The organism is Pseudomonas citri (assembly GCF_025336485.1).
Taxonomy (GTDB): domain Bacteria; phylum Pseudomonadota; class Gammaproteobacteria; order Pseudomonadales; family Pseudomonadaceae; genus Aquipseudomonas; species Aquipseudomonas citri.
Genome location: NZ_JAODAB010000005.1, coordinates 206,962 through 223,386, shown reverse-complemented (window position 1 = coordinate 223,386; position 16,425 = coordinate 206,962). Strand labels below are relative to the sequence as shown.

General features: G+C 62.5%; 17 protein-coding genes. 7 read left to right on the top strand and 10 right to left on the bottom strand.

The window, feature by feature from the left end; all coding sequences use genetic code 11:
* On the bottom strand, positions 1-912 hold the full coding sequence (locus tag N4Q37_RS08300) for a LysR family transcriptional regulator (protein WP_260956825.1): 912 nt from the start codon (positions 910-912) through the stop codon (positions 1-3).
* A gap of 105 nt (positions 913-1,017) precedes the next feature.
* On the opposite strand from N4Q37_RS08300, the gene N4Q37_RS08295 reads away from it, so the two are divergent.
* The 3 genes from N4Q37_RS08295 (at position 1,018) to N4Q37_RS08285 (ending at position 4,076) form a co-directional block, all read left to right on the top strand.
* Positions 1,018-1,617 (top strand): short chain dehydrogenase, encoded by a 600-nt coding sequence (locus N4Q37_RS08295; RefSeq protein ID WP_260956823.1) that lies wholly within the window; start codon positions 1,018-1,020, stop codon positions 1,615-1,617.
* Positions 1,618-1,678: 61 nt separating this feature from the next.
* Positions 1,679-2,353: a COG3650 family protein gene (locus tag N4Q37_RS08290; protein WP_260957050.1), complete on the top strand. Its 675-nt coding sequence runs from the start codon at positions 1,679-1,681 to the stop codon at positions 2,351-2,353.
* A gap of 109 nt (positions 2,354-2,462) precedes the next feature.
* Positions 2,463-4,076 carry an NAD(P)/FAD-dependent oxidoreductase gene (locus N4Q37_RS08285; protein WP_260956822.1) on the top strand — a complete coding sequence of 538 codons (1,614 nt, stop codon included), beginning with the start codon at positions 2,463-2,465 and terminating at the stop codon, positions 4,074-4,076.
* A 54-nt stretch (positions 4,077-4,130) separates the two neighbouring features.
* Here N4Q37_RS08285 and N4Q37_RS08280 read toward each other — a convergent pair whose 3' ends face one another.
* Positions 4,131-5,225 (bottom strand): PLP-dependent cysteine synthase family protein, encoded by a 1,095-nt coding sequence (locus N4Q37_RS08280; protein ID WP_260956820.1) that lies wholly within the window; start codon positions 5,223-5,225, stop codon positions 4,131-4,133.
* 265 nt (positions 5,226-5,490) lie between these two features.
* On the opposite strand from N4Q37_RS08280, the gene nhaA reads away from it, so the two are divergent.
* Positions 5,491-6,678: a Na+/H+ antiporter NhaA gene (nhaA, locus tag N4Q37_RS08275; RefSeq protein ID WP_260956818.1), complete on the top strand. Its 1,188-nt coding sequence runs from the start codon at positions 5,491-5,493 to the stop codon at positions 6,676-6,678.
* Positions 6,679-7,009: 331 nt separating this feature from the next.
* On the opposite strand, the gene N4Q37_RS08270 is transcribed toward nhaA, so the two are convergent.
* Positions 7,010-7,474: an outer membrane lipoprotein gene (locus N4Q37_RS08270; RefSeq protein WP_041021792.1), complete on the bottom strand. Its 465-nt coding sequence runs from the start codon at positions 7,472-7,474 to the stop codon at positions 7,010-7,012.
* A gap of 169 nt (positions 7,475-7,643) precedes the next feature.
* Here N4Q37_RS08270 and N4Q37_RS08265 point away from each other — a divergent pair, with 169 nt between their 5' ends.
* Positions 7,644-7,928 carry a hypothetical protein gene (locus tag N4Q37_RS08265; RefSeq protein WP_260956815.1) on the top strand — a complete coding sequence of 95 codons (285 nt, stop codon included), beginning with the start codon at positions 7,644-7,646 and terminating at the stop codon, positions 7,926-7,928.
* Here the strand turns inward: N4Q37_RS08265 and pdxH are convergent.
* The 4 genes from pdxH to dinG all read right to left on the bottom strand — a co-directional run bounded on the left by pdxH (position 7,876) and on the right by dinG (position 13,199).
* Positions 7,876-8,523, bottom strand: a complete 648-nt coding sequence (gene pdxH / locus N4Q37_RS08260) for a pyridoxamine 5'-phosphate oxidase (RefSeq protein ID WP_260956813.1) — start codon at positions 8,521-8,523, stop codon at positions 7,876-7,878. The genes N4Q37_RS08265 and pdxH overlap by 53 nt on opposite strands.
* 23 nt (positions 8,524-8,546) lie before the next feature.
* Complete coding sequence (locus N4Q37_RS08255; protein ID WP_260956811.1) at positions 8,547-9,560, bottom strand: OmpA family protein; 1,014 nt, start codon at positions 9,558-9,560, stop codon at positions 8,547-8,549.
* A 111-nt stretch (positions 9,561-9,671) separates the two neighbouring features.
* Positions 9,672-10,817 (bottom strand): serine hydrolase domain-containing protein, encoded by a 1,146-nt coding sequence (locus tag N4Q37_RS08250; RefSeq protein ID WP_260956809.1) that lies wholly within the window; start codon positions 10,815-10,817, stop codon positions 9,672-9,674.
* 237 nt (positions 10,818-11,054) lie between these two features.
* The gene (gene dinG, locus N4Q37_RS08245; RefSeq protein ID WP_260956808.1) at positions 11,055-13,199 is read right to left on the bottom strand and encodes an ATP-dependent DNA helicase DinG; all 2,145 of its coding nucleotides are present in this window, start codon (positions 13,197-13,199) and stop codon (positions 11,055-11,057) included.
* Positions 13,200-13,297: 98 nt separating this feature from the next.
* Between dinG and N4Q37_RS08240 the strand changes: the two genes are divergently transcribed.
* Positions 13,298-13,762, top strand: a complete 465-nt coding sequence (locus N4Q37_RS08240) for a CopD family protein (protein ID WP_260956806.1) — start codon at positions 13,298-13,300, stop codon at positions 13,760-13,762.
* A 74-nt stretch (positions 13,763-13,836) separates the two neighbouring features.
* Here N4Q37_RS08240 and N4Q37_RS08235 read toward each other — a convergent pair whose 3' ends face one another.
* The 3 genes from N4Q37_RS08235 to N4Q37_RS08225 form a co-directional block, all read right to left on the bottom strand.
* Positions 13,837-14,595 (bottom strand): collagen-like protein, encoded by a 759-nt coding sequence (locus N4Q37_RS08235; RefSeq protein ID WP_260956804.1) that lies wholly within the window; start codon positions 14,593-14,595, stop codon positions 13,837-13,839.
* The gene (locus N4Q37_RS08230) at positions 14,588-14,860 is read right to left on the bottom strand and encodes a DUF1145 domain-containing protein (RefSeq protein ID WP_260956802.1); all 273 of its coding nucleotides are present in this window, start codon (positions 14,858-14,860) and stop codon (positions 14,588-14,590) included. The genes N4Q37_RS08235 and N4Q37_RS08230 overlap by 8 nt, the downstream gene beginning before the upstream one ends.
* Before the next feature lie 178 nt (positions 14,861-15,038).
* The gene (locus N4Q37_RS08225; protein WP_260956800.1) at positions 15,039-15,734 is read right to left on the bottom strand and encodes an OmpA family protein; all 696 of its coding nucleotides are present in this window, start codon (positions 15,732-15,734) and stop codon (positions 15,039-15,041) included.
* A 192-nt stretch (positions 15,735-15,926) separates the two neighbouring features.
* On the opposite strand from N4Q37_RS08225, the gene N4Q37_RS08220 reads away from it, so the two are divergent.
* The gene (locus N4Q37_RS08220) at positions 15,927-16,424 is read left to right on the top strand and encodes a DUF6231 family protein (RefSeq protein WP_260956798.1); all 498 of its coding nucleotides are present in this window, start codon (positions 15,927-15,929) and stop codon (positions 16,422-16,424) included.
* The last annotated feature ends 1 nt before the right edge of the window (position 16,425 follow it).

Sequence of the window (16,425 nt, the reverse complement as noted above, 5' to 3'; positions counted from 1 at the left end):
TCAATGAAGCCGATCCAGCGCCTCGCCACTGCGCTTGAACCAGTCGATCAAATAGTCGGCCAGCACCTGGGTCCGTTTCGGCAAGCCACCCTGATACGGATGCACCAGATACATTGGCATGCGACGGGTCTGAAAATCCCGCAGCAACCAGCGCAAGCGCCCGTCGGCCAATTCCTCGTTGAGCAGGTATGACGGCAACCGGGCGATTCCGGCGCCGGCCAGGGCGGCTTTCTTCAACAGGCTGTAATGGTTGCTGGCGAACGGCCCCGAGACGCGGACGCGCAACAGTTCATGGCGCTGGTGATACAGCCACTCCTCCCGACCGCTGTAATGGCTGTTGAGCAGGCAACGATGCTCCGCCAGGGCCTGAGGACTTTCAGGCTCGCCATACTGTTCAAGGTAAGCCGGGCTGGCGCAGGTCATTTCGTACCAGGCCAGCAGTGGACGGGCCACCAGCCGCTCATCGAGGGCGGCGTCGGAGCGAATCGCCAAGTCGAAGCCATCGCGGGACAGGTCGCGATAGCCATTGTTGAGTTCCAGCTCGATCTGCACGTCGGGGTAAACGCGAGCAAACTCCGTCAATAACCCTTCAAAGAAGGTTTCCCCCAACGAAACCGGAACGGTCATCCGTACCGGCCCGCAAATGTCATCCTTCAAACGGGCCAAGGCCTGACGCGCCCTTTCCACCTGGGTCAGCAGCGCCTGGGCCTGGGGCAACAAAGCCGCCCCAGCCGCCGTGAGGCTCAAACGCCGCGTGGTGCGCTGGAGCAACACCACGCAAAAGCGTTGCTCCAGCAAGCTGATGCGCTTGGACAACTGCCCCTTACTGCACCCCAATTGCTGCGCCGCCAACGTGAAACTGCCGGCCTCGATCAACACGGCGAACGCCGCCAGGTCATCCATTTCGCTCATTGGATTGTTTCCAATTGAAAACCAAAGGTTGCCCATTAGCGCGCTTATCAAGAAAAAAAACCACTCTAGACTGATACCTCGTTCAATCCACTCAAGGAGCACCCCATGAAAATCCTGTTGATCGGCGCCAACGGCACCATCGGTTCGGCCATCGATAACGAGTTGTCGCCGCGCCACGAGATCGTTCGCATCGGCCGTCACAGCGGTGAACTGCAGGTCGATATCAGCGACAGCGCGTCAATCCGTGCCCTGTTCGAAAAGACCGGGCGTTTCGATGCACTGGTTTGCGCAGCCGGCAATGTCACCTTTGCCCCCCTGGCTGACATGACCGCGGACAGCTTCGCCCTGGGCCTGAAGGACAAATTGATGGGCCAGGTCAACCTGCTGTTGATCGGCCGCGAATACGCCAACGACGGCGCTTCCTTCACCTTGACCACGGGCGTGCTCAGTCATGATCCGATCAAGAACGGCGCATCGGCCGCTTTGGTCAACGGTGCCCTGGACAGTTTCGTGCGCGCCGCTGCAATCGAGTTGCCGCGCGGGATGCGGGTCAACTCGGTCAGCCCCAACGTGTTGCTGGAAGCCATGGACAAATACGCACCTTACTTCCGCGGCTACAAACCTGTTCCCGCAGCGGATGTGGCATTGGCCTACGCCAAAAGTGTCGAAGGCCTACAGACCGGTCAGACCTTTCATGTGGGCTGACAGCCCTTGTGGCGCAGGATCAGTCTGAGTAACGTGGCGGCACTTATCTGGAGACCCAATGATGCGTGCCGCCCGTTCCCTGCTGTTCGTTGCCCTTCTGCCGCTGTTTGCCGGCTGCCAGTTGCTCGATGGCCCCCGCCAGAGTGCCTCCCACGCCGGCCAGACGCGCATGCAAGGCGAACTCACCGCGGCCGATGGCAAACTGGTTTTCCAGCCCTGCCAGGAACAGCGCCGCTACATCGTCAATGACAGCGGTAACACCAGCGTGCTGCAGCAAGCGGCCAGTCTCGCCAATGACCAGGGCAAGCTGTTTGCCGATGTGCGCGGGCGCATCGTCTCCAGCGCAGCCGCCGGTACCGACAGCCAGTTGGACCTGGAGCAGTTGTATCGCCTGGAGCGCTCGGGCACCGCTTGCGACGACCCGAATTTCAGGTTGTTGGTGCTGCGCGCCACCGGCCATGGCCCGGAATGGAGCCTCAAGGCCAGCGGCAAGGGGCTGGTGCTGGAACGCGAGGGCCAACCGCCACTGGCTGTGCCTTATCTTGAAGAGCAACTGGGCGACGGTCGCCTCAGCCTTAGCACCGAGGCCAACGGCCAGAAGGTCGACCTCTGGGTCGCGCCCCAGCGTTGCGTCGACAGCGTCAGCGGCAGCGTGCAGCACATGAGCGCCGAGCTGCGGGTCAACGGTCAGGTTCAGCGCGGTTGCGCCTACTTCGGCGGTGCACGCAACGATTGAGGCGACGGACAACCGTTTAAACCTCACGGGGATCGCCGATTGCGGCTTATAATCGCCGGTTTGAAAAACGCCCTGGCGCAGTTGTGCGCCCCGCGAACCGGACCCCGTCATGTTACGAATCACCGAACTCAAGTTGCCGCTCGACCATCCCGAAGAAGACCTGCGTGCAGCCATCGTGCAACGCCTGGGCATCGCCAGCGATGACCTGCTCGACTTCACCTTGTTCAAGCGCAGCTACGACGCGCGCAAGAAATCCTCCGAACTGTGCTTCATCTACACCATCGACCTGACGGTGCGCGATGAAGCCAGCGTGCTGCGCAAGTTCGCCGATGACCGTAACGTCAACGAAGCGCCAGATGTCAGCTACAAGATGGTCGGCCAGGCACCGGCGGACCTGAGCGAGCGGCCGATCGTGGTCGGTTTCGGCCCGTGCGGGATCTTCGCCGCGATGTTGCTGGCACAGATGGGCTTCAAGCCGATCATCCTCGAACGCGGTCCCGAGGTGCGCCAGCGCACCAAGGACACCTGGGGCCTGTGGCGCAAAAGCGTGCTCAATCCCGAGTCCAACGTGCAATTCGGCGAGGGTGGCGCGGGGACGTTCTCCGACGGCAAGCTCTACAGCCAGATCAAGGATCCGAAGTTCCTCGGCCGCAAGGTCCTGCACGAATTCGTCAAGGCCGGGGCGCCGGAAGAAATCCTCTACGTCAGCAAGCCGCACATCGGTACGTTCCGTCTGACCGGCGTGGTGGAAAACATGCGTGAGCAGATTCGCGCCCTGGGCGGTGAAGTACGCTTCCAGCAACGGGTTACCGACGTGTTGATCGAGGACGGCCAACTGGTCGGCGTCGAACTGGCCAGCGGCGAACGGATTCATTCCCGGCATGTGATCCTGGCCCTCGGCCACAGCGCCCGGGACACGTTCCGCATGCTCCACGGTCGTGGCGTGTATATGGAAGCCAAGCCGTTCTCGGTGGGGTTCCGTATCGAACACCCACAATCGCTGATCGACAGCGCGCGCCTGGGCAAGTACGCCGGCCACCCGAAACTCGGTGCCGCCGACTACAAACTGGTGCACCACGCCAAGAACGGTCGCTCGGTGTACAGCTTCTGCATGTGCCCGGGCGGCACCGTGGTGGCGGCGACGTCCGAGCCGAACCGCGTCGTGACCAATGGCATGAGCCAGTATTCACGCAACGAGCGCAACGCCAACTCCGGCATCGTTGTCGGCATCACCCCGGAAGTCGACTACCCGGGCGGTCCGCTGGCCGGGATCGAATTGCAGGAACGCCTGGAATCCCACGCCTTCGTGCTCGGCGGCAGCAACTACGAGGCTCCCGCGCAACTGGTGGGTGATTTCATCGCCGGCAAGCCGTCGACGGCACTGGGCAGCGTCGAACCGTCCTACAAGCCGGGCGTCTCGCTGGGCGACCTGGCCCTGGCCCTGCCGGACTTCGCCATCGAAGCCATCCGCGAAGCCTTGCCGGCCTTCGAGAAACAGATTCGCGGCTACTCGCTGCACGACGCCGTGCTGACCGGCATCGAAACCCGCACCTCGTCGCCGCTGCGCATTACCCGCGACGAATCGCTGCAGAGCTTGAACGTGAAAGGCCTGTTCCCGGCCGGCGAAGGCGCCGGTTACGCGGGCGGGATCCTGTCGGCGGGCGTGGACGGAATCCGGATCGCCGAAGCGGTGGCGCGGGATATTCTCGGCCTCAAAGCCTGACGTCCTGCCCCTTGCGGGAGCGAGCCTGCTCGCTCCCGCAAGGGGCTCTGTCGTTCAGATATTGGCCCGCAACACACTCTCCGGCAGCGCCTCACCCCGCTCCGCACTTGCCGCCACGGCCGCGATCAATCCGCTCAGCTCATAGCCCTGTGCCGCCAACCACGCCGGGTCGTAATACGTCGTCGCGTAGCGTTCGCCACCGTCGCACAAAATCGCCACGATCGAACCCGATTCCCCCGCGTCCACCATCTGCCGGGCCGCCATGAGCGCGCCGATCAGGTTGGTGCCGCTGGAGCCCCCGACCCGCCGCCCCAGGCGCTGCGCCAGGTAGTGCATGGCCGCCAGCGACAACGCATCTGGAACCTTGACCATCGCATCGATGACCTTGGGCAAGAACGACGCCTCGACCCGCGGCCTGCCAATGCCCTCGATCCGCGAACCGCAATCGAGGCGCAGGCTGGCATCGCCGCTGCGGTAGCAGTCGAAGAACACCGAACGCTCGGCATCGGCGCATAGCACCCGGGTGCGGTGTTGGCGATAACGCACATAGCGCCCCAAAGTCGCGGTGGTGCCGCCCGTGCCGGGGCTGGAGATCAACCAGCTCGGCTCCGGATACCGCTCGAAACGCATCTGCTGGAAAATCGACTCGGCAATGTTGTTGTTCGCTCGCCAGTCCGTGGCACGTTCGGCGTAGGTGAACTGATCGATGAAATGCCCATCATGCTCGCGCGCCAGGCGCTCGGACTCGGCGTAGATCTGCGTAGGATCGTCCACCAGATGGCTCTGGCCACCGTAGAACGCGATCTGTGCGATTTTTTCCTTGGAGGTGGTCGCCGGCATCACCGCGATGAAAGGCAGGCCCAGCAACCGTGCAAAGTAAGCCTCGGAGATCGCCGTCGAACCACTGGAAGCCTCGATCACCGGAGCGCCGGGCTTGAGCCAGCCGTTACACAGCGCATAAAGAAACAACGAGCGAGCCAACCGATGCTTGAGGCTGCCGGTGGGATGGCTGGACTCATCCTTGAAATACAACTCGATGCCCGGCAGGCCAGGCAAAGGCAGCGGAATCAGGTGGGTATCGGCGCTGCGCTGGAAATCAGCCTCGATGATGCGGATCGCTTCGCGCACCCACTGACGGTGGTCATTCATGGTGTGTTCTCACTGGATCGATTCAACGCGTTTGGGAAACCTGGCGCGCAAGCACGGCGGTTCTCGGAAAAAGCAGTCGCAAGCTTAGGAAAAAACCGACATCACGCACAGGTACAGCTAAGGTCCAATAGTGCGCAGCAACTGCCCGACCTATGGCAGAGGCCTTGTTACCACATATAACAAAAAAGAATATAACTTTTGTTTTAACAACTATGGCCACGGGTTAGGGTGTTGCCCACTTTTGATTTGAAATGGAGAGCATCCCTTGGCTCTACGTAACTCTCTGACACGCTTTTTCCAGCTGGAAGCCGCCAGCGGCTTGCTGTTGATCGCCGCCGCCGTGCTGGCCCTGGCCATCAACAACTCGCCCCTTGCCTGGCTGTACGGCGGCCTGCTGGATACACCGGTGGTGGCCCAGGTCGGCGCATTGAAAATCGCCAAGCCGTTGCTGCTGTGGATCAATGACGGCCTGATGGCGATGTTCTTCCTGCTCATCGGCCTGGAAGTCAAACGCGAGGTGCTCGACGGGCAACTGTCGAAACCGTCGCAGATCGTCTTGCCGGGCGCGGCGGCGATCGGCGGCATGGTGGTGCCCGCCCTGATCTACGGGTTCCTCAACCGCGACAATCCGGCCGCCCTCGCAGGCTGGGCGATTCCGACCGCCACCGACATCGCCTTCGCCCTCGGCGTGCTGGCCTTGCTGGGCAAGCGGGTGCCGGTATCGCTCAAGCTGTTCCTCATGACCCTGGCGATCATCGACGACCTGGGCGCCATTATCATCATTGCCATCTTCTACTCCGGCGCGTTGTCGTCGCTGTCCCTGATGCTGGCCGCTGGCTGCATCGCCGTGCTGGTAGCGATGAACCGGATGGGCGTGGTCAAGCTCGGCCCCTACATGGTGGTGGGCCTGATCCTCTGGGTCTGCGTACTCAAGAGCGGCGTCCACGCCACCCTGGCCGGCGTGACCCTGGCGTTCTGCATTCCGTTGCGCACCAAAAACGCCGAAAGCTCACCGCTGCTGACCCTGGAACATGCGCTGCATCCGTGGGTGGCCTACGGCATCCTGCCCTTGTTCGCCTTCGCCAACGCCGGCCTCTCACTGAGCGGCGTCACCGTCGAGAGCTTCACCCACGACGTGCCGATGGGCATCGCGATCGGCCTGCTGCTGGGCAAGACCGTGGGCGTATTCGGCCTGACCTGGCTAGCGGTAAAAATCGGCATCGCCAGCCTGCCCGTCGGCGCCAACTGGGGCCAGGTGCTGGGCGTGGCGATCTTGTGCGGTATCGGCTTCACCATGAGTCTGTTCGTCGGCTCCCTGGCGTTCGAGCCTGGCGCCAGCGAATATGCCGGCATGGACCGGATGGGGATTCTCACGGGGTCGATATTGGCGGCGTTGTTGGGTTATGCGGTGACGGCGATGGCTAGCCGTAAGCAGGCAGGGTTGCCGGGCTGATCAGATGGTGATCCTGGCCTCGCCACGGGATTTGCGGGTGTCTGGACTGACGTCATCGCGAGCAAGCTTTGCTCCCACAGCGGTTTGAGCAGGTGTTCACAGATATGATGTTCATCATAGCTTCCTGTGGGAGCAAAGCTTGCCCGCGATAGCAATACATCAGGTATGGATAACCGGGCTTTGGCTTTGGAAAGTGACCCGCCGTTGGGCGGAACCCTAAGTGGCCGTTACCGCAGCAACGGATATACACACCAACCCCGAAAACGAAGCCCCAAAAAAAACGGCGCCCCTCCCTTCCAGGAAGAAGCGCCGTCTCTCCAATCATTCCCGCTTAGTGCGAAACGCGACTCGTACCACCCACGGTGGAGATCCGCACCCGCTCACCCACACGGAACACTTCGTTCTCCTGAACCTGTTGGACATAGGCACGCATGCTGCCGTCATCTTCACGAACAGTGATCTCCACGCCCTGGGTACGGGTCAGGCCTTCTTCAGTCGCGGAACCGATCAAGCCACCGGCGACGGCGCCGATCACAGCGGCGACGATGCTGCCACGGCCACCACCGACGGCGCTGCCGCCAACACCACCGACCACCGCACCGGCAGCACCGCCGATCGGCGTCTTGGTGCCTTCGATCTTGACCGGACGCAGGGATTCGATGGTCCCCATGCGAATCGTCTGCACGCGACGCGCTTCGTCACGGGAATAAGAGTCACCGGTCAGGCTCGACTGACAGCCAGTGAGCAACATCGCCATCGTGGAAAAGGAAGCAACCAGCAAAACAGACTTACGCATAGAATCAGCTCCAAAAGACAGGGATCCATTAAACTCCGCAGCTTGACGCCTGTCACGGCCTCGCCGGGATAAAAATGCTCTCATTCAGGTGGGATACAGGCACACCCGAAAAACTCACCAAACAGTAGCGCCAATTCCAGAACCTGCACCATCGACCCAGGGATTTTTCATGGATTATTTCATCATAATCGCGACCACCGTGGCGGGTTTGTACTTCCACTGGTGGCTGTACAGGCGCATCAAGCGCTGGGTAGACCGCGACTTGGCACTGTCGCTGGCGGGTCAGGATGCGCAGAAAAAAGTCTACATGCTGCAACAATTGGCCCGCGCCCACGAGCAAGGCATCAAGCGCCGGGACCTGCCGCAATGGCTGCAAACCGCCGCGGCAGGTTATGGCGATGCTACGGCGCCAGACGCTCGCGAGTCCAGTCCGCCCCTTGCAGGCGGTAATTGAGGCGATCGTGCAGGCGGCTCGGACGGCCTTGCCAGAATTCGATACGCTCGGGCAGCAAGCGATAACCGCCCCAGTGCTCCGGACAATGGGGTTGGTTGTCACTGAACCGCTGCTCGGTGGCCTTGAGCAAGTCTTCCAGTTCACTGCGCCCGGCGATGACCTGGCTCTGGGGTGACGCCCAGGCGCCGAGACGACTGCCCAGTGGCCGGACCTGATAGTAGGCATCCGATTCCTGCGCAGTCACCTTCACCACCTTGCCCTCGATGCGTACCTGGCGTTCCAGGGTCGGCCAGAAAAACGTCATGGCCGCGAATGGATTCGCGGCCAGGTGCTGGCCCTTGGCACTGTCGTAGTTGGTGAAGAAGGTGAAGCCCTGCTCGTCCAGGCCCTTGAGCAGCAGAATCCGACAGTGCGGACGCCCTGCTTCATCCACGGTCGCCAAGGTCATGGCGTTGGCTTCCACCGGGGCCTGCTCGGTCTTCACCGCGTCGGCGAACCACTGGTGGAACAGTGCAAACGGCTCGGCCGGGGCTTGCGCCTCGCTCAGGCCGTCGCGGGTGTAGTCGCGGCGCATATCAGCCAGCGTTTGGGTCATGACGCATTCCTTGTGTTAGCCAATCACTGCTTGGGGGTATCGGCGGCCGCGACTTTCTTGGTATCGGTAGCGGCTTTGGCCGGTTGAGTCTTCTTCGCCGCGGTGGTGGTCTTGGCCGAGGCTTTCTTGGCTGGGGCCTTGGCGGTGGCTTTCTTCGCAGGCGCCTTGGTCGAGGCCTTTTTGGTCGCGGGGGTCACGGCTTTCTTGACCGCGGGCGCCGGAGTCGCTGGCTTGAAGTCCTGGGCCGCGACCATCGTCACCGGAGCAGGTGCCGGCATGTTGTATTTGCCCAGCAGCGCAACCAGGGTGTTTGCCGGGGTGACCAGCAACTCCACGCGACGGTTCAAGGCTCGACCCTCGACGCTGTCGTTGGTCGCACGCGGCTCCACCGCGCCCATGCCACGCAGCATCAAGCGATCACGTTGCAAGCCGCTGAGGCGGAAGATGGCCGCAACGGATTGGGCACGTTCCTGGCTGAGCTTGAGGTTGGCCGGAGCAGCACCGGAAGTATCGCCGTGGCCAAGGATCAACACCGCGGTCTTCGGGTCGGCTTCGAGTACTTTCGCCACTTGGGTGAACGGCCCGAGTGTCACCGGTAGCAGCATGGCCGGACGGTCGGGATTGAAGGAACTGTCCACCGGCGCAGTGACTACCAGCACATTGTCACGACGCGACAATTCGAGCTTGCTGCCCTTGATGGCCGTGCGCAATTTCGGCTCGTAGTCATCGAGCCAGGCCTGGGTGACTTTCGGGTCGGGAGCAGGCGCCGCCTTGGCGACTTCCTGATCCTTGCCACCGAATGGCCACCACCAATGCGTGGACCCCTCTTCCTTGGCCTGTTCCTTGGCTTGCTCCTTGAGTTGCGGTGCGGCAGCGACCGGCTTCAGCGCAGTGGGCGCCACATCGTTGTTCACAATCTTTTCGGAGGACCCGAACGGCCACCAGCCACCGCCGCCCTCGGCATCATTGCGTGGAGTTTGTGCGCAACCGGTAATCGCGAAGCACAGCGCCAGGGCGAGGGTTTTATTCGAAGACATGGGATATCCACAAAATGTTGTAAATGAAAAAAATCAGGTTCGGCCGCATAAACAGACGCTTGGAGACTGAAAAGGGTGCCAGGTTCCTGTATCCACGCCTTCAACGGCGTTTTACAGACAAGTGGCAAGCACTCTCGCCAGGTTCTGCGCGCGCGGATCCATCAGCACGTAGGGCCCCAGCGTGTTCGTCACGAAGCCGAACGCCACGTCATGCTCCGGATCGGCAAAGCCGATGGAGCCACCCGCCCCCGGATGACCGAATGCCCGCGGCCCCAGGCCATAGGTCGCGTTCGGTACATCGGGTTGGTCGAGCATGCAACCCAGGCCGAAACGGGTCCGGGTCAATAAAGTCTTGTCCTCGCCCAGGCTGTGCTGGCGAGTCAGTTCGTCGAGCATTTCGCCTTCCAGCAGGCTGCCGTCCAGCAGCCCGGCGTAGAACCCGGCGAGACTGCGGGCATTGCCATGGCCGTTGGCGGCCGGTTGCTGCATACGCCGCCACTCCGGTTTGTTGGTGCTGGTCATGATCGACGGCGGATTGGTGAAGGCGCGAGTGGTCATCGCCGTGGGCTCGCGCATGGTCACCTGCAACAGGCGCTGGGCTGCCGCATCGCCGACGTTGCCTTTGCCCCGGGCAATGTGGGCCACGCGATGAAACTCTTCATCGGCCAGGCCAACGTGGAAGTCCAGGCCCAATGGCTTGGCAACCCGGGCCACGATCGACTCTCCGGGCCCGCGACCGTCTGCCCTGCGCAGCAGCTCGCCGACCAACCAGCCGTAGGTGATCGCGGCATACCCATGGCCTTCGCCCGGCGTCCACCACGGTGTTTCGGCGGCCAGGGCATCGACCATGGTTTGCCAGTCGTAAAGGGCCTCGGGGGGGAGCAAGTCGTGCAACGCCGGCAACCCGGCCTGATGACACAGCAGTTGGCGCAAGGTGATGGACTGCTTGCCGGCGGCGGCAAACTCCGGCCAGTACTGGGCGACCGGGGCGTCCAGTTGCAACTTGCCTTCGGCCACCAGTTGCAGGGCCGTGACGGCGGTGAATGTCTTGGTGCAGGAGAACAGGTTGGCAATGGTGTCGCTGTGCCAGGCCTCATGGCCATCCTTGTCGGCGGTGCCGGCCCACAGGTCGATCACCGTCCGGCCACCCACCTGGATGCACAACGCAGCACCGCGCTCCTGGGGATCGTCGAACAGCGCCGCGAACGCTTCACGCACCGCCTCGAACTGAAGCTCATAATGGCCTTGAATCTGCACCCGTAACTCCCTTGAAATAAACACTTTTAAGGTGGCTGGCATTGTTTCAGCCATTCAGGGTTTTGGGAACCGCCACAGGACGGCTGGCTAAGCATGGCCCCCTGTAGCAGGAGGATCCTGTGGGAGCAAGGCTTGCCCGCGATGAAGGCACCGCGGCTTCAGAAAGACCACGTCGGCCGAATCGCGGGCAAGCCTTGCTCCCACAAACACATTGCTTCGCTACAAAACCGCAACAGCCTAGGAAATCTCCCGCCGAAACGGCGGCAACGCATTGAGAATCGCCTTGCCATAGCGCTGGGTGACCAGTCGGCGATCAAGCAAGGTGATCGTGCCGCGGTCTTCTTCGGTGCGCAGTAACCGGCCACAAGCCTGGACCAGCTTGAGCGAAGCATCCGGCACGGCGATCTCCATGAACGGATTGCCGCCGCGAGCCTCGATCCATTCGGACAACGCCGCTTCCACCGGATCGTCCGGGACCGAGAACGGGATCTTGGCGATCACCACGTGCTCGCAATAGGCCCCGGGCAAATCCACGCCTTCGGCAAAGCTGGCCAGGCCGAACAGCACGCTGGAATCCCCGCCATCGACCCGCGCCTTGTGCTTGTTCAGGGTTTCCTGTTTCGACAGGTTGCCCTGGATGAACACTTGCTTGCGCCAGTCGCGGTCGAGACCGTCGAACACGTCCTGCATTTGTTTGCGCGAGGAAAACAGCACCAGGGTGCCTCGCGAACCTTCCACCAGTTCCGGCAGGTCACGGATGATCGCCGCCGTGTGACCGGCGGCATCCCGTGGGTCGGCCTTGAGGTCCGGCACCCGCAACACACCGGCATCGGCATGATGGAAGGGGCTGGGCACCACGGCGGTCACGGAATGTTTCGGCAGCCCGGCGCGCATGCGGAAGCGGTCGAACGTGCCCAGGGCGGTCAGGGTGGCGGAGGTCACCAGCGCGCCGTAGGCCACGTTCCACAGGTTGCGTCGCAACATGTCCGCCGCCAGGATGGGGCTGGCATTGACCTCGATGTCGAACAGCGAACCGCTTTCGGCCAAGGTCAGCCACCGCGCCATCGGCGGGTTGTCTTCCGGGTCTTCGGTGGTGAACGCCGTCCACAGTTCCCAATTGCCCTGGGAGCGGGACAACAGGCTGCCGAACAGCGGGTACCACTCCTCGGCCTGGTTGCTGGCAATGCCGATGTTGACCTCGCCGTCCATGCCTTCCTTGAGCAAATCGGTCAGGCGGGTGAACAGGTCCGTCAGGCGGGCGAAACCTTTCTTGAGCTCGATGCCCATTTCGCGCATGTGCTCGGGAATCACCCCGCCGACAAAACGATGGCGTGGCCGCTCACGGCCCTCGACGTCTTCGCCGGGCTTGAAATCGGCCACCTGCTCGCAGGCGCTGAACATGAACTGCTGGTTGGCCTTGATCTCGCGCGCCAGCTCCGGCACCTGCTCGATGAACTTGCCCAGGTCGCCCGGCAGCGGGTGCTGGGCCAGTAGCTTGGTGAGGTTCTTGGCGGTGCTTTCCAGCCAGTCGGCGGTGGAGCGCAGCCGGGTGTAATGGGCGAAATGGCCGATGGCCTTGTCGGGCAGGTGATGGCCTTCGTCGAACACATACACCGTGTCGCGCGGATCCGGCAGCACCGCGCCGCCGCCCAGGGCCAGGTCGGCCAGGACCATGTCGTGGTTGGTGACGATCACGTCGACCTTGCCCATGCCCTCGCGGGCCTTGTAGAAGGCGCACTGGCCGAAGTTCGGGCAGTGGCGGTTGGTGCATTGGCTATGGTCGGTGGTCAGGCGCGCCCAGTCGGCATCTTCCAGGGTCGTGGGCCAGCTGTCACGGTCGCCGTCCCACTTGTTGCCGGCCAGTTTCTCGATCATCGTGGTGAACAGCTTCTGGCTGGCTTCATCGACTTCGATCTTGAAGCCTTCTTCCTCGAACAATTGCGCCGTGGCCGTTTGTGCCTGGCCTTCCTGCAACAACATATCGAGCTTGGACAGGCACATGTAGCGCCCACGGCCCTTGGCCAGCGCAAAGCTGAAATTCAGCCCACTGTTGCGCATCAGGTCGGGCAGATCCTTGTAGACGATCTGTTCCTGCAGGGCGACGGTGGCCGTGGCGATCACCAGGCGTTTGCCGGCGGCCTTGGCAGTCGGGATCGCCGCCAGGCTGTAGGCCACGGTCTTGCCGGTACCGGTGCCGGCCTCCACCGCCACGATGGCAGGCTCGCCGCTGCGCCGGCCTTCGTCGTCGGTGTCGATGTCCCCCAGGACCTTGGCCACTTCGGCAATCATCAGGCGCTGGCCGTATCGCGGCTTGAGGCTCTTGGCTTCGAGAAAACGCGAATAGGCGCCCTGGATCGTTGTTTTGAGTTCGGTGCTGATCATGAATGTCGCGCGCAAAAAACGCTGGATAAATTTTCAGTGGTTCGGATCGGCGGCTATCATACCCCGCTAATGCATCCTGCGCAGAACGGAGTAACGCAATGACACCCTTTGCCCTCATCTACACCCTGCATTTGCTCGCGGCCCTGGTCTGGGTCGGCGGCATGTTTTTCGCCTGGATGATCCTGCGCCCCGCCGCAATCACGGCACTTGAAGGGCCGGCCAGGCTCAAGCTGTGGATTGAAGTGTTTCAACGTTTCTTCGTCTGGGTCTGGATCGCGGTGGTGATTTTGCCGATCAGCGGCACAGGGTTGATCCACCTGCGCTTCAGCGGTTTCGAAACCGCGCCGCGTTATGTACAGGTCATGATGGGTTTGTATGTGGTGATGACGGCTCTGTTTATCCGCATCCAGGGCCTGCAATTGCCAGCCTTGCGCAACGCGGTGATGGCCCAGGATTGGCCGGCGGGTGCGGCGGTGCTGGGCAAGATTCGTCGGCTGGTGGGAATCAATCTGCTGATCGGCTTGCTGGTGGTGGCGCTTGGCGCGGCTCGGCCGCTGTTCTGAAGCGATTATCCAGCAATGGTGTGCCCCCTTTGTGAGCGAGCAGGCTCGCTCACAAAAGTAGATTCGAGCGGATCTTAGAACCGCTGCACCGTCACCACCCCCTCCGCTCCAGCAGGCCCTGGCAGGCCATCGGCACCCGGACGGCCACTTTTGCCGCCGTCGGCTGTGTAGACAATGCATCCCTTGGCCTTGCCCCCGGCGCCAGGCTTGCCCCCGCGTCCCGCCGCACCACCAGCGCCGCCATCCACCGTCACTTTGATCTGTTCGGCCGGGTACGCGCGGGGCAGTTCGAGGCGCACCAGGGCGCCGCTCGCGCCCGGCTGGCCATCGCTGCCGTTGCTGCCATCGGCACCACGCCCAGCCGAACCCCAGGTGCACCCCGGCGCCTGGCCGTTGGCACCATCCAGGCCCACATAGCCCGGCGCCCCAGCGCCACCGCGGGCATCCACCGACAACACCGGCGCATTCAAGGCTTCGAAACTCAGCTCGAGATTGCGCCCCGGCCGCGCCGCCTTTGTATAGGAGCCCGCCGCCCCGCGAGAAGTGATCTGGCTGCCGTCGGCCAGCTCAGCCCGGACCACTTTCATCGCCAACGGCTGTTGCGCGGGCACGATGGCAATCCGTGCCTCGCGCCCCAGGTGCAACTGTTCGATGGACAGTTGCGTGACGTTCGAAGGCACCAGCAACGTGCCATAGTCGGCCACCTCCAACCGCTCAAGGGTCAGGACACTGGCGGTATTGGGCAGGCGCATCACCGAATGGCTTTCCACCTGGACCACCTGGGCCGAGGCCCACGGGCATACGAATAGGGCGAGCAAACACAGTTTACGCATGGGAAGCCTCTGGCGCGGTCGGGAGGGTTTGCAAGTGGAAGACGCCGAACAGCAGCACCCTGAGGCGATCACGGCCTGGCGCGGGGCGGCCACGAAAACTGCCCCGGCACCACAAAAGCTCCAGCAGATGGACCGCCAGCAACAGCGACCCGGCCAGATTGACCAGCAGATGCAGCGGATGGACGAACGGCAAGACCAGGTTGACCAGCACCACCAGCCAGAACAGCAGGGTCAGCAAGCGCCCCAGCCCCCAAAACACCTTCATACGCCCCCCGATGAATATTTATTCTTTGGGCTCACAGTAACGGCTTGCGCAAAGGATAAGCCAGAGGGGTGGGCAAATTTAATGGAGTGTCGAAGGCTCCTGAGTGACCGGCCCATACCGGTCACTCAGGAGAAAGGACCTGCATCCGCAACTCTACAAGCCACGGATGGCAAGGGTTTCAGCGGTTTATCCGGATTTCCGTGCGACGATTCATCGCCCGACCTTCGGCGGTCTTGTTATCGGCCACCGGTTGGCTCTCGCCCGCACCGCTCACCGAGACGAAACTGGCGCGCGGTACGCCGCTTTCGACCAGGTACTGCACCACCGAATTGGCCCGTTTTTCCGACAGCCTACGGTTGTAGGCATCACTGCCGACACTGTCAGTGTGGCCGGTGACCCGCAGTTGCGCGGAGGCATTTTCTTGCTTGAGCCGGGTGGCGACCGAACTCAGGACTTCTTTGTCGGCGGCGGTCAGCGTGGCTTTGTTGAACTCGAAGTGCACGTCACGGATCACCAGGGTTTCTTCCTTGGGCGCCATAGGCTCTTCAACCACCGGGGCCGGCGCGGGCGGAGGGCAACCATCGGCATCGACCTGCACACCCTTCGGTGTGCCCGGGCATTTGTCACGGCTGTCCGGCACACCGTCGCCATCTTCGTCGCCATCACCATGGGCCCAGCACCAGGCTCCCGCCACGGTACCGGCCACCAGGGCTCCCGGTCCGATCCAGGAACTGCTTTCGATGGCGCCCAATCCCGCGCCAACGACACCGCCTGTGGCCGCACAGATCGGCCAGTCGGTTTTCTGCAAACCTGCGCAACCAGTCAACACGCTGGTTAGCAGGACCAGGGGTAACGCTGTCCGAACTATGCTCATCGGTTCTTCTCCTTGAGGGATCGGCCTGACGCCGATTCCGGAAAGTAAAGACCCGAGCTCGGATCTGCGCCAGTCGGGGCTGATCGCAGGTTTTTCCCCGCGTTTGCGACCGTTCGATACCTCCAGGCGTAAACCGCTCTAGGGTTTGCTGCCCGGGCACGCTATCGTGGGGGTTCTGATTGAGGAATTTCGATGACCGTTGCCATTTCTTCGCGCACCCCCCAACAAGCCCTGGCGGCCGTGCTTGACCGTTATGCCCCGCAAAAACTGCTGCTGGTCGGCGCCAGCGGCTTTCCCGCGCTCGAGGCATTTCAGCAGGCACATCCCGACACCGAAGTGGTCGTCGCCGGCCCCGGCCCGCTGCCGGCTGGCGTTGCCGCCCAAAGGTTCGACCTGGCCCTGGCCCTCGACTGCCTGGAACACCTGCCCAAGCGCGACGGTCTGAACCTGCTGGGCGGCATTCGCAACCTCAACGCCAGCCGCATCGTCGTGCTGGCCGACCTCGATGCCTGCGGCTGGCAGGAGACGGATTTCTTTTCCCTGGCGCTGCAAGCCAGCGAACGGTTCCAGCGCGAGGAACAGGTGCTGACGCTGTTTACCTACGATCTGCTTGAATACAAGCAAGTCCCCGACTGGCTCAACTCACGTTTCTGGGCCAACCCGGAAAATTTCGGAAAATACTGGTGGTAGC

Excerpts from the sequence above, each read along its gene's own strand:
- N4Q37_RS08280 (WP_260956820.1), bottom strand. The coding sequence starts at position 5,225 with ATGAATGACCACCGTCAGTGGGTGCGCGAAGCGATCCGCATCATCGAG.
- N4Q37_RS08285 (WP_260956822.1), top strand. The coding sequence starts at position 2,463 with ATGTTACGAATCACCGAACTCAAGTTGCCGCTCGACCATCCCGAAGAA.
- N4Q37_RS08270 (WP_041021792.1), bottom strand. The coding sequence starts at position 7,474 with ATGCGTAAGTCTGTTTTGCTGGTTGCTTCCTTTTCCACGATGGCGATG.
- dinG (WP_260956808.1), bottom strand. The coding sequence starts at position 13,199 with ATGATCAGCACCGAACTCAAAACAACGATCCAGGGCGCCTATTCGCGT.
- N4Q37_RS08230 (WP_260956802.1), bottom strand. The coding sequence starts at position 14,860 with ATGAAGGTGTTTTGGGGGCTGGGGCGCTTGCTGACCCTGCTGTTCTGG.
- N4Q37_RS08235 (WP_260956804.1), bottom strand. The coding sequence starts at position 14,595 with ATGCGTAAACTGTGTTTGCTCGCCCTATTCGTATGCCCGTGGGCCTCG.
- N4Q37_RS08255 (WP_260956811.1), bottom strand. The coding sequence starts at position 9,560 with ATGTCTTCGAATAAAACCCTCGCCCTGGCGCTGTGCTTCGCGATTACC.
- pdxH (WP_260956813.1), bottom strand. The coding sequence starts at position 8,523 with ATGACCCAAACGCTGGCTGATATGCGCCGCGACTACACCCGCGACGGC.
- N4Q37_RS08225 (WP_260956800.1), bottom strand. The coding sequence starts at position 15,734 with ATGAGCATAGTTCGGACAGCGTTACCCCTGGTCCTGCTAACCAGCGTG.
- N4Q37_RS08300 (WP_260956825.1), bottom strand. The coding sequence starts at position 912 with ATGAGCGAAATGGATGACCTGGCGGCGTTCGCCGTGTTGATCGAGGCC.
- N4Q37_RS08295 (WP_260956823.1), top strand. The coding sequence starts at position 1,018 with ATGAAAATCCTGTTGATCGGCGCCAACGGCACCATCGGTTCGGCCATC.
- N4Q37_RS08290 (WP_260957050.1), top strand. The coding sequence starts at position 1,679 with ATGCGTGCCGCCCGTTCCCTGCTGTTCGTTGCCCTTCTGCCGCTGTTT.
- N4Q37_RS08220 (WP_260956798.1), top strand. The coding sequence starts at position 15,927 with ATGACCGTTGCCATTTCTTCGCGCACCCCCCAACAAGCCCTGGCGGCC.
- N4Q37_RS08240 (WP_260956806.1), top strand. The coding sequence starts at position 13,298 with ATGACACCCTTTGCCCTCATCTACACCCTGCATTTGCTCGCGGCCCTG.
- N4Q37_RS08265 (WP_260956815.1), top strand. The coding sequence starts at position 7,644 with ATGGATTATTTCATCATAATCGCGACCACCGTGGCGGGTTTGTACTTC.